The following is a 15,021-nucleotide window of genomic DNA, read 5'->3' as shown; positions in this document are numbered from 1 at the left end:
GGGCGGGCACGATCAGATGAAGTCGGAACTGGAGTCGGTGCCGTCACTGTCGCCGCCCGCGGTGATGTCGCGGGAGGTCACCTCCGCCAGGTCCTCGACCTCGACCTCGATGGGATCCATAGCGCACCTCGTTTTCTGTGAAGTGTTCTTTTCCTCTGGGCCAGGGCCGTCCCGGATGCCGTCAGCAGCCGGTCAGCCCCGTTCGGTGCGCCGCGAACGCGTGGGCGTCCGCGGCGAGTGCGACGGCCCTGCCGACCGAGCGCGGACCGTGTCCGACGTCGCGCTCGTATCTCAGCAGGGCGGGCGGGCGTCCCCGTTCGTGCCGTCCGGCCGCGAGCAGCGCCGCGCACATCTTGCGCGGGTGGGCGGCGTCGGTCCGGGTGTCCCCGGAGAACCCGGTGAGAAGGACGGAGGGGTGGCCCAGGCCCGGGGTGCGCAGGGAGTTCTCCAGGGCCCGGTGGTACGGGGAGTAGGAGATCAGGGCGGCGAAGTCGTCGGGGTCGGTGGTGCTGCCGAACTCCCGCGTCCACATCCGACCCAGTCCCATCCGTTCGAAGCGGACCATGTCGGCGAGCGGCGCGGAGGCGATCACGGCCGCGCACAGGTCCGGGCGGGCCGTGGCGGCGGCCAGCACCAGCAGGCCCCCGGCCGAACCGCCGGAGAGGCACAACTGGCCGCGGGCGCACCACCCCGTGTCGACCAGGTGGTCGGCGGCGGCCACCAGGTCCTCGACGGCGCGCGGTTTGTTGCGCCCCGAACCGTCCAGGTGCCAGCGGCGACCGGCGTCCCCACCACCGCGCACGTGGGCCACCGCGTAGCGGCCACCGCTGAGCAGCCAGGCCAGCACGGTGGCGCTGAACCCGAACTGGCGCGGCCGTCCGAAACCCCCGTAGGCGTGCAGGAGCAGGGGTCCGGGACCGGAGCGGTCCGTGGCGTCGAAGACGGTGACCGGTACCCGGGTGCCGTCCTGGGAACGGCACCACACCACCGTGCGCTCCACCCTCGGGGTGGGCGGGGCCTGGTCCTCGTGCGGCGGCCAGAGGGTGGGCGCACTCGCGCCCGGGGTGAGCCGCAGGACGCGCTGTTGCGTGGAGACATCGGCGTAGCCCATGTGGATCGTGCCGTCGGGCGCGGGCGTCGGGGAGGACACCATGCCCTCCCCGGGCGGCTCCACCCGGTACCGCAGGACCCCGGACGCGGCGTCGTGCACGGTGACCTCGCTGATCCCCAGGCGGGTGCGCACCACCACGAGGGCGGGCCCGGCACCCCCGGTGCCGGGTTGGGGGCAGAACGCGTCGAGGGTCGCGCCGGCGTCCTCGGCGACCACCTCGCGCCAGTGCTCGGGTTCGGGGCGATCCGGATGTGCCGCGCAGATCCGGCGCCGTGGTGCCCCGAGAGTGGTGCGCAGGTACAGGAGACCGTCCGGGCCCAGCCTGGCCTCGGTCTCGGCCTCGTGGCCGACCTGGAGCGGTCGCAGGTCGGGTGCGCTCGGCGGGCCCGCGACCAGGTCGCCCACCCACAGGTCGGTCCGGTGACCGGTGCCGTGGCTCTCGGTCACCAACAGGCGGCCGTCGCCGAGCACCGTCACCCCGGGAACGGTCCCCGGCGCGGTGCAGGCGTGCACCAGGGTCTCGGCGCCGTCGCTCACCCGGCGCAGCCACACACCGCGCACCCCCTGGGCGCCGTCACGACGCACGTAGAAGAACGAGCGCTCCTCCCCGGGCCACCACGCCACGTGCGAGTAGCGCACGCGCGGCACCGTGGGCCCCACGGGAGCGCCGTCGGCCGCCCGGATCACCCGCAACCGGCCGTGTTCCACACCGCCCGAGGAGGTCTGTACGGCGACCAGGGCCCCGTCGGGGCTGGGTTCCCAGGCGTCGAGGGTGGTGCGGCCGGAGGGGTCCTCCTCGCACGGGTCGTACACGGTGCGAGGCCGGGCCGTCGAGGCGGGGGCGCCCGCGTCGTCGGGCGTCACCACCAGGCGCGGGTGTTCGCTCCCGGACGGCCGGAGCGTGGCGAACACCGCGCCGGGGCGGTGCACGGGCGGACTCCACAGGTCGGTGGCCACGAGCGCGCGGATCCGGGCGGCCAGTCGCTCGCGCAACGGCCAGCCCACGGCCTCGCGGTGGAACTCGCGGGCCCGCTCCTCCAGCCAACGGAGCGTCTCGGGGCTGTCCGCCGACTCCAACCACCGGTAGGGGTCGGGGACGGAGTGGCCGTGCAGCGTGTCCACGACCGACGCTTGATCGGGCGACGGGGCGGCCCCGGGGGCTCGGTTACGCACCTTCACATGGTTCAAGCGGCCCGAGTCGACGGTCAAGCAACAGATGCCTCACGTAGAGGATGCCCGAATGTCACCGAAAGGGAAGGTTTGTGGTCAGGGCCTGCTGGAATCGGTCGCCGTGGAACCGCGGAGGAGGGTACAACCGGCAGGGAGCAGAGTCTCCCCGTCGCAGGAGGAACCCATGGAGCGTAGGACCCCGTCGGCCCACAGCACGTTCGGGTCCGCGGTGGCCGCGGTCTGCTTCGCCGCGGCCGTGGCGGCGACCGCAGTGGTCGGTGGCGTGGCAGCGTCGGGTTCGGCCGACGTCTACGCGTCCCTGGAACTTCCGCCCTGGGCCCCGCCCTCCTGGCTCTTCAGTCCGGTGTGGACCGCTCTGTACGTGCTGATCGCCGTCGCCGGGTGGATGGTGTGGCGGGCGGCCGGAACCGACGGTCGCACGTTCTTCCTCGCCGCGTACGCCGTGCAACTGCTGCTGAACGCCGCCTGGACGCCCCTGTTCTTCGCCTCGGGGCTGTACGTCCCGGCGTTGGTCGACATCGTGCTCTTGGTCGTGGCGGTGGCTGTCACGACCCTGGCGGCGCGTAGGCACAGCGGCGTGGCCGCCCTGCTGCTCGTGCCCTACCTGGCGTGGGTGTCGTTCGCCGCGGCGCTCAACCTGGCGCCGGAGGATCGGGGCACCCGCCACACGTGCGCGTTCCGGGTCCGCGAGCGCCCCTCAGGGGTCGCCCTCGGACACGGGTGGGGTCAGGAGTTGTCGGGGTGGCCGATGGCCAGGCCGCTCTCCTGGTCGAAGAAGTGCAGCTGGGTGACGTCCACCGACAGGCTGATGGTGCTGCCGGGCCGGACCGAGCTGCGCGGGCTCACACGGGCGGTGAACTGCGAACGGTTGTCGTTGAGGGGGAGGGCGGCGTCGGCGCTCTCCTCGTCGTCACCGGCGGCGTCCTTGGCCAGGGCGGCGGCGTCCTCGTGGCGCACCGGCGGGGCGTCGACACCGAAGATCACGTTGATCTCGGTGCCCAGCTCCTCGGTGACGTTCGCGGTCACGTCGATGCGGGGGTCGTTGTTGCCGTCGAACTCGGCGTCGCTGAAGTCCGAGGGGCGGATGCCCAGGATCAGGGACTTGCCCAGGTACTCCTTCAGGCCCGGACGGGAGTCCAGGAGGGAGGCCGGGACGGGCAGCTTGTGGTCGGCGAAGCCCAGCACCGCGCCGTCGCCGTCACGGTCGAACCGCGCGTCGACGAAGTTCATCGCGGGGGAGCCGATGAAGCCGGCCACGAAGAGGTTCACGGGGGAATCGAAGAGGCGCTTGGGGGTGTCGACCTGCTGGAGCCGGCCGTCGCGCAGCACCGCGACCCGGTCGCCGAGGGTCATGGCCTCGATCTGGTCGTGGGTGACGTAGACGGTGGTGACGCCCAGTCGCTCGTGGAGCTGGTTGAGGGAGGCGCGCATCTGCACACGCAGCTTGGCGTCCAGGTTGGACAGCGGCTCGTCCATGAGGAAGGCGCGCGGCTCGCGCACGATCGCGCGGCCCATGGCCACACGCTGGCGCTGACCACCGGAGAGGGCGCCCGGCTTGCGCTTGAGGTAGGGCTCCAGGCCGAGCATCTCGGCGGCCTCGCCCACGCGGCGGGTGATCTCCGTCTTGGCGACCTTGCGCAGCTTCAGACCGAAGGCGAGGTTCTGCTCGACGGTCATGTGCGGGTAGAGCGCGTAGTTCTGGAAGACCATCGCGATGTCGCGGTCCTTCGGCGGACGGTCGTTGACGATCTCGTCGCCGATGACCAGGGTGCCGCCGGAGATCTCCTCCAGACCGGCGATCATCCGCAGCGCGGTGGACTTGCCGCAGCCGGAGGGGCCGACGAGGACCATGAACTCGCCGTCCTCGATCCGCAGGTTCAGGTCGTCGACGGCCTTGACGTCTCCGCCGTAGATCTTGTCGACGCCCTCGAGGACGATCTCCGCCATGGAATTCAACTCCTGCTCGGTGTGGCGTATCCAATGCTGAGGGGATCACGTGGCCGATGCCCCCTCGCGCCCGTCCTCATGTTCGAAATTGATCGAAGTGAGTCGGTCACTGATCACATCAGACATGATCCTGATCGAATTGTCTATAGCAGGTCTGGTTTCGATCCGATTGCGGTCATGTACTCACCGCAGATGGCCGGCTGGCGCGTGGGCTCCAGGTGCGTTAGCCTGTCCGACGGTTCATCACTTACTCCTCTCCCGCCTCGGTGAACGGTGATCACGACACGGTGGCCGGCCTGAGGCAAGAGGTCGAGGAGTCTGGGTAACCTAACGACCAGTCCAGCACTGGACGGACCGGTTGTGCGGCCCCCGCTCGTCCGATTGGACGCTGCATCACGCGCCAGATGCGGTTGGGATCGGGTGAGGGGCGGAGTACCGCGACCGGGCGGGGGGTTGGACCCGGAAAAGGCCCGAACATCCAGTAGACAACGGTCTTCCGAGCTCGCCGCCGACGGGACGGAGCCGGTCCGAAGGGTGGCTCGGGCCTTTTCCGCGTCCCCCCAATATGCTGACCGCCAGCACCCTCAACGGCCAGCGGAAAGCGAGCACCCCAGGTGGTTGCCGAGCACACGGGCTCGGGCCTGTCCCCGAACCCGGACGGATCCTCACCCGACACCCTCGTGTCGGCGTCGAGGGGGGAGGCGACCACATGGTCCCCCCTGTCCCCGGGGCACCGGTGGGGGCGCCTGGACCCGCTCTGGCGGGCCCTGGCCGCCGTCGGCTCGGGACTGGCACAGCTCCTGGCACTGCCGCCGTTCGGCCTGTGGTGGCTCGGTCCGCTGAGCGCGGCCCTGTTGCTCCTGGCCGTGGGTGGCACCCGAGCGCGCCGCGCCGCCTGGTTGGGCGCCGTATCCGGCGCCACCCTCATGGTCCCGCTGGTGCACTGGCAGGACATCTTCGGCGTCGACGTGTGGCTGGCCACCGCCGCCGTCGAGACCCTCTACTTCCTGCCCCTGGGCATGGGCCTGGCGATCGTCGCGCGGTTGCCCTACTGGCCGCTGTGGACCGCGGCCCTGTGGGTGGCCCAGGAGGCCGTGCGCGCCCGCTGGCCCCTCGGCGGCTTCTCCTGGGGCAAACTCGCCTTCGCCCAACCCGACACCCCGTTCACCGGGTACGCCGCACTGGGCTCCTCGCCGCTGGTCACCTTCGCCGTCGCCCTCACCGGCGCCCTGCTGGTGTGGACCGTCCTGCGCGCCGTGACCGCCCGTGGCCGCCCCGGGATCCTCCTGCCGGCAGTGGGGCTGGCCACGACCGCCGCGATCGTTCTCGGCGGACTCCTGGTGCCCGCCATCGGGCGCCCGACCCCGGTCGACACCGTCACCGTCGGCATGGTCCAGGGCAACGTGCCCAACGCCGGCTCGATGTCCATCCTCGGTGAGCGGATGCAGGTGCTGCGCAACCACGCCGGCGGGGTGCACGACCTCGCCGACGCCGTGCGCGCCGGGGAGTACCCCGAACCCGACATGGTGCTGCTACCGGAGAACGCCACCGACATCGACCCGTTCATGGACCCCACGGCCGCCGAACTCATCGACGAGGCCGCCGCCGACGTGGACGTCCCCCTGCTGTGGGGCATGAGCCGCCTGAACGAGGACGGCACCCGCTACGTGCAGAGCGTCGTGTGGGATCCCGAGACCGGGCCCGGTGACCACTACGACAAGCGCTTCCTCGTCCCGTTCGGCGAGTACATCCCCTACCGCGACTTCTTCACGAGGTTCGTCTCCCGGCTGGAGCAGGTCAGCTCCGACGCCGTCCCCGGCAGTGAACCCGGTGCCCTCGACGTCGCCGGCACCACGCTGGCCGTGGGCATCTGCTTCGACGTGGCCTTCGACCCCGCCGTGCGCGATTCCGTGGCCGCCGGGGGACAGATCATCGTCATCCCCACCAACAACGCCAACTACAACTTCACCGGCCAGACCGAGCAGCAGTTGGCCATCACCCGATTGCGCGCCGTGGAGCACGGTCGTCCCGCCGTGGTCGTCTCCACCAGCGGCGTCAGCGCGGTCGTCGCGCCGGACGGGACCGTGGAGTACCGCTCTCCCGAGGACGCACTCGACATCCACGTCGCCGAACTCACCGCCATGGAGGGTCCGACCGTCGCCACACGGGTCGGTGCCGCGCCAGAGGCGCTCCTGTCCGCCCTGGGCCTGGGCGCCGTCGTCTGCGCGATCCTCCTCGCACGTCGCGCACGGACCTGAACGAGCAGGGTGAGCGGACCCGTCCCGGGGAACCATTCACCCTGAGGGGACGTTCTACCGGTCAGGGGACGAACGATCCCGGACCACGACCCTGAGGATGGTTGCGCGATGCCGTTGCTGACAGTGCTGGCGCTGATGGCACTGCCGTTCCTGGAAGTCTGGCTGATGATCGTCGTCGGCGGTCAGATCGGTGTCCTGTGGACCCTGGCCGCCCTCGTCGCGCTCATGATCCTGGGCGTGGCCGTGCTGCGCCACACCGGTCGCGCCTTTCGCGAGGTGATCCGGGACGCCGACGAGGCCATGCGCACCGGCGAGCAACCGCGCAAGGGTCTGCTCGACCCGCTCATGCTCATGGCGGGCGGCATCCTGCTCGTCATCCCCGGCTTCGTCACCGCCGCCCTCGGACTCCTGCTGGTCACCCCGGTCACCCGGCCCGCCCTGCGCTGGGTGTTCGCCGGCTGGGCCCGACGCCGCATGGTCAAGATGCAGGAGCGTGTGGAGGAGGAGTTCGCCGCACGTGGGGCCACGGTCCCGGGGCAGAGCCCCTTCGGCCCGGGTGCGCCCTTCGGTCGGCCCCCGGGCGACCCTGCCGGGCCCGCCGGGCCCGCCGACGGTGGGAACCAGAGCACGAGTCGGGGACGCGTCATCCAGGGTCACTTCGAACCCGACGAGAAGGACTGAACCGACCGACTCCCCGGCCCCGGGACGGGTACGCCCGCGAGGGGTCCGAGGCCCGCCGCGGATCAGCCCACGGCGGGCCTCGTCACGTTTTTGCCCCGCGCTGACGCGGAGTCGACCCGGAACCGGGAAACGTCTCCGAAGAGACCATGTCAGGGAGGGACCGACGAGTATGAGTGCGCACGTACCCGAGCCGGTGGGCGGCTTCTTCGACCGTGTCAACACCCAGGACCACGAGGCGCTGGACCTGTTCGCCGCCGACGCTGTGGTGGACGACTGGGGCCGCGAGTTCCACGGACTCGACCAGATCAGGGCCTGGAGCGACCGGGAGTTCATCGGCTCCCGGGGGGTGCTGACGGTGGAGTCGGTCGAGGAGACCCCCGACGGGGTCCTCGTCCTGGGCGACTGGCGTTCGGAACACGCCAACGGCCCCAGCGCGTTCACCTTCGAGGTGGACGGCGACGCCATCACCCGGATGACCATCCGCGAGGGCTGACCCCGCACCCGTCGGCCTCCCGCGCCGCCGGGCGCGACGGGGCCGGCGACCGCGGACGCCGCTCCGGGAGGGCGGCCGGGGCTCGGCCCGGACGGCACGTGGCGCGGCCGGGCCCGGTCCATGACCGGGGTGTGGTGGGGCGGGGTGTGCGAGCGCGGTGGGCCGCGGGCGGACCCGTCGGGTTCCGACGACCCGCGACACGCCCGAGGAGCACCGGTCGACGCCGACGGTGATCATGCGAACCGATCGATCCGATCGGTTTCGATCAGGACCGCGTGCCTCGGCGGTGCCGCCACGGGTCCGCCGTCATCGCGCGCTCCGAGTCGCGCGGTCCGACCTCGCACCGCGGATCCCGTCCGCGCACATGCTCGCCCGTTACCGGCGGGGACGCCCCACAAGCGTGCGAGACCCCGCACCGTCCCCTGCCTCGCACCGGTCCCGGCCCGGAGCACGCGCGGAGCGCGCTCCCCGCCGGGACCGGGCTCACGTGCGGCCGTGCGAGCGCGCGTGCAGCGCGCGGATCCGGTCGGACAGGGACGCCACCGGGCCGTCCACGGGAATGTTCGGGGCGACCTCGGACACGCTCAGGGGGCGCACCGGGCCGTCGGGCACCCCCCATTCCGACAGCCACCCCGACAACTGCTCCGTCGAACTCGCGTACACGATCCGACCCAGACCCACCCAGGCGTGGGCCGCCGAACACATCGCGCAGTGCTCCCCGGAGGTGTACACCGTCGCCGCCGCGCGCTCCTTCGGGGTCAGGTGCTCCGCCGCCCACCGGGCGATGGCGAACTCCGGGTGCTGCGTGGCGTCACCCCCGGCGACGTGGTTGTGGTCCTCGAACAGCGGGTCGCCGTCCGCCGACACGAGCACCGACCCGAAGGGTTCGTCGCCCCGTTCCAGCGCCTCGGCGGCCAGGTCCACCGCGCGTTCCAGATGCCGCAGATCGCTCTCGTCCACCACGTGCGCCCCCGGGAAAAGTCGTTGTGGGTCGGTTCGAGTGCCCTGAGTTTGCCACGCATGGGCACTTTCGTTCGACCGTATTCCCCGGAGGATCGTGAGGCGGTCCTCGCTCGCTCTCTCTGCGTGCCTGGGAGCCCGCGCACGCCTCCTTGGCGCAGGTGCTGGGGCAGGCCATCCACACGCGCCCGGTCGGCGACCGGCGCGTGACCCAGAGCCGGGACGTCGCGACCGAACCGGACACGGAGGGGACCGACGTGTGGGTGGCCGTGGCGGACGACGGGCGGGTCGCCGGGTCGTCACCGTCGAACTCGACCGCGCCGAGCGTTCCTGGGAGATCCACATGCTCGCGGTCGACCCCGACCACTAGGGGCGCGGTGTGGGCGGCACGCTGACCGACGTCGCCACCGACCACACGCGTCGCGAGGGCATGACGATCGCCATGATCGAGACCGGCGGCCCCCTGCCGGGCCACCCGGGGGAGTCGCCCCGGACGGGCTCCGGGCGCGGTCGAGGGGTCGACCGACCTGGGGCGCGTGCACCGAACGCGGGGCTCCGCCGCACCGTCGGGGCCGGTGCCGCGACGTGGACGGTGCCCCGCACCACAGTCAGACTCTGGTCGCCTCACGGGCCGTGGCCAGGGTCTGGGAGATCTTGGCCGCCAGGCGGGCCGAGGGGACGTCGGTGTGCGGGCGCCAGGCCAGGTCACGGAAGCCGCCGGAACCAGCGGGGACGGTCGCGGCGGTGGCCCGGTAGAGGTAGAGGAAGGTGAAGTGACGGCGTTCGGGTGCGCCCGTTTCGGGGGAGGCGGGCACCAGGCTCAGGTCCAGGTCCAACGGCAGGGGGTCGGAGGCCTCCTCGACGTGCGCGGGGGTCAGTCCGGTCGTCTCCGCCAACCGTGACCGGGCGGCCTCGTGCAGGGCGCCGTCCGCCTCGGTGAGCCGGCCTCCCGGCAGCAGCCACGGTCCCCCTGCGTCGTCGCGGACCATCAGCACCCGCCAGCACGGGTCCAGGACCACGGCCCCCGCGGAGACGTGCCGGACACCGGCGTCCTGGGGCGAGGTCGGGGCGTCGTCCCCGGCCACGGTCCGGGCCAGGGGGGCCGCCGCGTCGACCTCCTTGGGGAAGCGCTCCAGGTAGCCGTCCAGCACGGCGCGGATGTGCGTGTTCGGGATGCTCAATGTCGCTCCAGTCATTCCAGCCACGGGGCGCCCCCAGGATCGCGCCTGCGCACGGGGGTGAACAGTTCCCACGCTGGTCGAGCGGCAGCTGACCATGGAAAGCGTCCCGAACGGGGCCGGAATCGGGCCTCGTGTCGGCCCGGAACCCGGGATACGGCGGAGCCCGCGACCACTCGGTCGCGGGCCCCCGCACGCCCTCATTAGCCGGCCGGGGTGCGTTCCCCGTCGGACACGGCCTCCGCGTCCGCGCGCGCGTCCGCCTCGGCTCGTGAGCCGGCCGCCATCCGGTCGTCCACCACCCGGATGACGGTGATCGCCACGATCGCCACCCCGGCCACCGCCAGTCCGGTGAGGACCTTGGTCGGGTCACTGACGTCCAGATCGAAGAACCACCGTCCCAGCGGTGTCACCATGGCCAGGGTCAACAGCCCCACCATGGAGCCGACCAGGACCACCTTCCACCACACGTACGGTTTGGCCACCAGCAGAAGGACCCACAGCGTCGTCGCGCACAGGGTGATCACCACCGCGGTGCGGTCGGAGGGGTCGGGCACGGTCCGTCCGCCCAGCACCAGGAGGTAGGTCGTGACCGCGGCGAACCCCGCCACCAGACCCGACGGGATCGCCAACCGCAGGGTGCGCAACACGAACCCGGGTCGGGCGATGTCGGTGTTGGGCGCCAACGCCAGGAAGAAGGACGGGATACCGAACGTCACGGCGTTGATCAGGGTGGCGTGCCGGGGGAAGAAGGGGTAGGCGACCGCCAGCAGACCCACGACGATCGCGAGCGTCATCGTGTACACCGTCTTGGTCAGGAACAGGCTCGCCACACGCTCGATGTTGCCGATCACCCGGCGGCCCTCGGCCACCACCCGCGGCAGCGCGGCGAACCGGTCGTCCAACAGCACCAACTGCGCCACCGAACGCGACGCCGGGCTGCCCGCGCCCATCGCCACCCCGATGTCGGCCTCCTTGAGGGCCAGCACGTCGTTGACACCGTCACCGGTCATGGCCACCGTGTGCCCGCGGTCGCGCAGCCCGCGCACCATGTCCCGCTTGCGCTCGGGGGTCACCCGACCGAACGCCGAACCGTCCGCCACCTCCTGCGAGAGCGCCTCCGGTTCGTCGGGAAGTCCCCGCGCGTCCACCGGTCGCTCCGCACCGGGCAGGGCGAGCTCGCGTCCCACCGCGCCCACCGAGGCGGCGTGGTCGCCCGAGACGATCTTGACGTCGACGCCCTGGTCGGCGAAGTAGTCCAGGGTCGGCTTCGCGTCCTCGCGCACCCGCTGGTCCAGGACCACGAGCGCCACCGGCCGAACGGTGCCCGGCGCACGGTCGTCATCGACCCGGACCGACGCCCGGGCGAGCAGCAACACCCGCAGCCCCTGCGCGCCCAGTCGGGCCGCCTCGGACGCCGCCGGGGAGTCGGCGGGCGACAGGACGTCGGCGGCGCCGAGCACCCAGTGCTCCTCCCCGTTCGGGGTCGTGAGGCTCGCTCCGCTCCACTTGCGTGCGGAGGAGAACGGCGCCAGTGCCCGCACGCGCCATCCCGGGGCCCCACGGCCCTGGGCGGCGAGGCCCTCGGCGATCGCGGACATGCTCGGGTTGGGGTCGGGGTCGCTCGCCACCAGTGCGGCCAGCACCTGGGTGGGGGTGGAACCGGAGGACCCGTTCGTGTCCTGGGGGGCTCCGCCGAGGTCCCGGATCTCGGCCAGCTTCATGCCGACCTCGGTCAGCGTGCCCGTCTTGTCGGTGCACACCACGTCCACCCGGGCCAGGCCCTCGATGGCCGGCAGTTCCTGCACCAGGCACTGGTGCCGCCCCAGACGGATCACTCCGACGGCGAACGCGATGCTGGTGAGCAGGATGAGTCCCTCGGGGATCATCGAGACCAACGCCGCCACCATGCTGCGCAGGGCGTCGGCCAACGGTCCCGAGATCCCGCCGGAGGTGGTCTCGGCGTCCAGGGTGACGTGACCGCCCATGAACAGCTGGCTGTAGATCAGCAGGGCGCCGATCGGGAACAGCGCGAAGGTGATCCACCGCAGGATCCGGTCGATCCCCGAACGCAGCTCCGAGCGGACCAGGGAGAAACGGCTCGCCTCCTCGGCCAGACGGGCCGCGTAGGCGTGGCGGCCCACCTTGGTCGCCCGGAAGCGACCGGCGCCGGCCACCACGAAGCTGCCCGACATCACCGTGTCGCCCGGCTGTTTGACCACGGGGTCGGCCTCACCGGTCAGCAGCGACTCGTCGACCTCCAGCCCACCGGCCCAGGTCACCACGCCGTCCACCACGATCTGGTCGCCGGACCCGATCTCCAGGACCTCGTCCAGGACGATCTCCTGTGTGGCCACGCGGACCGTCGCCCCGTCGCGGACCACGCGGGGGCGGGCGGCGTTGACGATCGCGAGTTTGTCGAGGGTCCGCTTGGCCCGCAGCTCCTGCACGATGCCGATCAGCGTGTTGATCACGATGACCAGCGCGAACAGGCCGTCCTGCACGGGGCCGATCACCGCGATGATGGAGAACAGCACCGCGATCATGGCGTTGATGCGGGTGAAGACGTTGCCGCGGATGATCTGGCCGACGCTGCGTCCGGCCCGGACCGGGACGTCGTTGGTCCTTCCGGTGGCGACGCGCTCGGCGACCTCCTCACGTGAGAGTCCGGACTCGCGTGGCGGACCGTGCAGGCCCGACGAGGGCCCCGGGTCGGTCGCTGTGGAGGCCGGACCCTGGTCGATCCGGTCTGCTTCTTCGGGCACGCGTGGCTCCTGGTCGGACAAGGTGGCGCGAAGGAACCGGGGTCGGTGGCGGGAGGCGCCACAGCCGTCTCATCGGTCCCTGTGTCAACGGGAACAAGAGTAGAGAGCCCCCAGAGTAGAAGAGACCAGGTCGGGCCGCGCTAAAGTCGAGCCCCCGATCGTGTGGGGGGTAGACGACACCCCGCGAGGGTGGGCGTGCACCACCCCCGCACCCGGGGAATCACCACCCCGGGCCGTCGATGCCCGGCCCGGGGGTCGATCACGTCAGGGGGACGCATGTGCACCGTCATCGTCGCGTTCGACCCGGACGCCACCACGCCACTGGTCGTGGCCGCGTTGCGGGACGAGATGCGTTCGCGCCCCTGGGACGGTCCGGGACACCACTGGCCCGACCATCCCGGGGTGATCGGTGGTCGCGACCGCCTGGCCGGCGGGACCTGGCTGGCGGTCGACCCCACCGGACCCCGGACGGCGGCGCTGCTCAACGGTTGGCCCTGGGACGGTCGCATGCCCTGGGAGGGGACCTACCCCGCGAGCCGGGGCGACCTGCCCCTGCACACGCTCGCGCGACACGCGCGCGACCGCCGCGGAGGGCGCGACCCGCTGGAGGGGGAGGATCCGACCCGGTACGCGCCCTTCCATCTTCTGGACGCCGACACGCGCCGTGCGACGCTGCACAGCTGGGACGGGCGCTGTCTGGACGCACGACCCCTGCCTCCCGGGGTGACCACCATCGTCAACACGGGGCTGGACCCTGATGACCCCCGCGCGGCCCGGCACACCCCGGAGTTCGCGCGGACCCGCCCCGACCCCGACCTGGGGGACCCGGCGCTCGACCTTCCCGATCCGGGCGAGGCGGCGGCGTCCGTTCCGGGATCGGATGAGGCCCGGGGACCCCACGACGCCGTCCGGAGGATCTGGGGGGAGTGGCCGAGGCTGATCACGGAGGCGGCCGGGTCGACCCCCAGGTCCGCCGGTGTGGGGCCGACCCCGGGCGACCCCTCGGCGCTCATCGCCCACGCCGACCTGGGGAACGGGCAGGTGTGGGGTACGGGTTCGGTGACCCTGCTGGCGTTCGGGCGGGGCGAGGTGCGTTACGCCTTCACCGACACGCCGGCCCGCCCCGAGGCCTGGCGGATGATCCCGGCCCGGGCCCTCCGGCGGAAGAGCGGTCGGACCGGTGGGGGAGAGGCGGGCCGGGACTGATCGACCCTCGCGGGTCCGGGAACGGGGCGACGGCTCTCATCTCCGGGCGGCCCGTGGACGGAGCCACGGGCCCACGCCGGACACGTACCGACCACGGGCCGGTGCGGGCGGCATCAGAGCCTGAGGAGGAGTACCGCGCCGGTGACGGTCACGGTCACGAAGACCAGGATCGCGATGAGGGCGCCCGAACGGAAACGTGCGTCGTCCCCGGGCTCGAAGGGGGTGAAGGTGCCGTCCATGGTCTCCATGAGGCCCGTACCTTCCACCGGCCGTCACGTTCGGCCGACCCCGGATCAGTTCAGGTAGGCCGCGCCGTGTTTCCAGTAGCCCACGAAGGTGAGGTGCTCCTTGGGGACAGCGAGGTCGCGCACCAGGGTGCGGCGCAGACCGGTGGGCAGTGCGCGTTCGCCCGCCAGGAAGCAGTAGGGGCGGCCCGCGGTCAGCGCGCCCTCGGACAGCACGCCACGGACGGTCTCCAGTGCGAGCGCGCCCGGGACGGTCGCGGGATCCTGACGTACGAGCCAGTGCACCCGCACACCGTCGGGCACCACGATCGAGCGGATGTCCTCGGCGGAGGGAACTTCGAGCTAGGCCTCCGCGCGCAGGTCGGGCGGGTCCTGTTCGAGGATCGACAGCAGGGCGGGGACGGCGCTCTCGTCACCGACGAGCAACTGCCGGTCGGTCTCCGGGGCGGGCAGGTAGGAGCAGCCCTCGGCGAACAGGCCGACCTCGTCGCCGGGTTCGGCGGTCAGGGCCCAGGTCGAGACCGGCCCGCCGTCCCCATGGGCGACGAACTCGATGTCGAGTCGCCCGTCCTCGAAACGGCGTGCGGTGTGGTTGCGCACGTGAGCCCGGTCGCGCATCAGGTAGTACTGCGCGATCCAGGCGTTGCCGCGGAGCGTGGGCATGCGCAGGCCCGACCGGCCGGTGCGGGGGAGGAAGAGGCGGGTGCACTGGTCCCGGCCGAGGAACTCGAAGTCGGCGAGCTCCTCTCCACCGAGGGTGACGGTGACGAAGTGCGGTGTGGTGTTCTCGGTGCGGACCACCCGGGCACGGAGCATCGCTCTGTGGGTGGGGTTCTGCATGCGCACGGGATGTCTCCTCCAAGGAAGGGTATCGACAAGTTAGGTTAGCCTTCCCTTTGTTTAATGCCAAGATCTGAGGGGAAACACAAGGGGCTCCCTTTCGCCGGTGTTCTTCGTCTGGACCTCGGACTCCGTGGCGCGAAGGC

General features: G+C 71.9%; 10 protein-coding genes and 2 pseudogenes. 5 read left to right on the top strand and 7 right to left on the bottom strand.

Annotated features, from left to right (window positions below; all coding sequences use genetic code 11):
• Positions 1 to 181 precede the first annotated feature (181 nt).
• The gene (locus DSY14_RS20125) at positions 182 to 2,284 is read right to left on the bottom strand and encodes a prolyl oligopeptidase family serine peptidase (protein ID WP_211718151.1); all 2,103 of its coding nucleotides are present in this window, start codon (positions 2,282 to 2,284) and stop codon (positions 182 to 184) included.
• A 43-nt stretch (positions 2,285 to 2,327) separates the two neighbouring features.
• Between DSY14_RS20125 and DSY14_RS20120 the strand changes: the two are divergent.
• Positions 2,328 to 2,882 (top strand): annotated as a pseudogene (locus DSY14_RS20120) (TspO/MBR family protein); the annotation flags it as partial.
• Positions 2,883 to 3,028: 146 nt separating this feature from the next.
• Here the strand turns inward: DSY14_RS20120 and DSY14_RS20115 are convergent.
• The gene (locus DSY14_RS20115) at positions 3,029 to 4,249 is read right to left on the bottom strand and encodes an ABC transporter ATP-binding protein (RefSeq protein WP_211718150.1); all 1,221 of its coding nucleotides are present in this window, start codon (positions 4,247 to 4,249) and stop codon (positions 3,029 to 3,031) included.
• Positions 4,250 to 4,863: 614 nt separating this feature from the next.
• On the opposite strand from DSY14_RS20115, the gene lnt reads away from it, so the two are divergent.
• The 3 genes from lnt (at position 4,864) to DSY14_RS20100 (ending at position 7,681) form a co-directional block, all read left to right on the top strand.
• Positions 4,864 to 6,507, top strand: a complete 1,644-nt coding sequence (gene lnt / locus DSY14_RS20110) for an apolipoprotein N-acyltransferase (RefSeq protein ID WP_211718149.1) — start codon at positions 4,864 to 4,866, stop codon at positions 6,505 to 6,507.
• Positions 6,508 to 6,615: 108 nt separating this feature from the next.
• Positions 6,616 to 7,188: an FxsA family protein gene (locus DSY14_RS20105; RefSeq protein ID WP_211718148.1), complete on the top strand. Its 573-nt coding sequence runs from the start codon at positions 6,616 to 6,618 to the stop codon at positions 7,186 to 7,188.
• Between the two features lie 169 nt (positions 7,189 to 7,357).
• Positions 7,358 to 7,681: a nuclear transport factor 2 family protein gene (locus DSY14_RS20100; protein ID WP_211718147.1), complete on the top strand. Its 324-nt coding sequence runs from the start codon at positions 7,358 to 7,360 to the stop codon at positions 7,679 to 7,681.
• A gap of 483 nt (positions 7,682 to 8,164) precedes the next feature.
• On the opposite strand, the gene DSY14_RS20095 is transcribed toward DSY14_RS20100, so the two are convergent.
• From DSY14_RS20095 to DSY14_RS20085, 3 genes are all read right to left on the bottom strand, one after another.
• Positions 8,165 to 8,644, bottom strand: coding sequence for a nucleoside deaminase (locus DSY14_RS20095; RefSeq protein WP_211718146.1), 480 nt, complete (start codon positions 8,642 to 8,644; stop codon positions 8,165 to 8,167).
• 605 nt (positions 8,645 to 9,249) lie between these two features.
• Positions 9,250 to 9,822, bottom strand: coding sequence for an NUDIX domain-containing protein (locus DSY14_RS20090; RefSeq protein WP_211718145.1), 573 nt, complete (start codon positions 9,820 to 9,822; stop codon positions 9,250 to 9,252).
• Positions 9,823 to 10,022: 200 nt separating this feature from the next.
• Positions 10,023 to 12,584, bottom strand: coding sequence for an HAD-IC family P-type ATPase (locus DSY14_RS20085; protein WP_374224030.1), 2,562 nt, complete (start codon positions 12,582 to 12,584; stop codon positions 10,023 to 10,025).
• A gap of 276 nt (positions 12,585 to 12,860) precedes the next feature.
• Here DSY14_RS20085 and DSY14_RS20080 point away from each other — a divergent pair, with 276 nt between their 5' ends.
• On the top strand, positions 12,861 to 13,790 hold the full coding sequence (locus DSY14_RS20080) for an NRDE family protein (RefSeq protein WP_211718144.1): 930 nt from the start codon (positions 12,861 to 12,863) through the stop codon (positions 13,788 to 13,790).
• Between the two features lie 113 nt (positions 13,791 to 13,903).
• Here the strand turns inward: DSY14_RS20080 and DSY14_RS29300 are convergent, their stop codons facing one another.
• Positions 13,904 to 14,038, bottom strand: coding sequence for a hypothetical protein (locus DSY14_RS29300; protein WP_283091663.1), 135 nt, complete (start codon positions 14,036 to 14,038; stop codon positions 13,904 to 13,906).
• Positions 14,039 to 14,083: 45 nt separating this feature from the next.
• Positions 14,084 to 14,851 (bottom strand): annotated as a pseudogene (locus tag DSY14_RS20075) (siderophore-interacting protein).
• Positions 14,852 to 15,021: the final 170 nt, after the last annotated feature.

This window comes from Nocardiopsis sp. MG754419, from assembly GCF_018207095.1.
Taxonomy (GTDB): Bacteria; Actinomycetota; Actinomycetes; order Streptosporangiales; family Streptosporangiaceae; genus Nocardiopsis.
The sequence above is the reverse complement of the archived record's forward strand: the minus strand, read 5'-3'. Positions and strand labels throughout refer to the sequence as shown.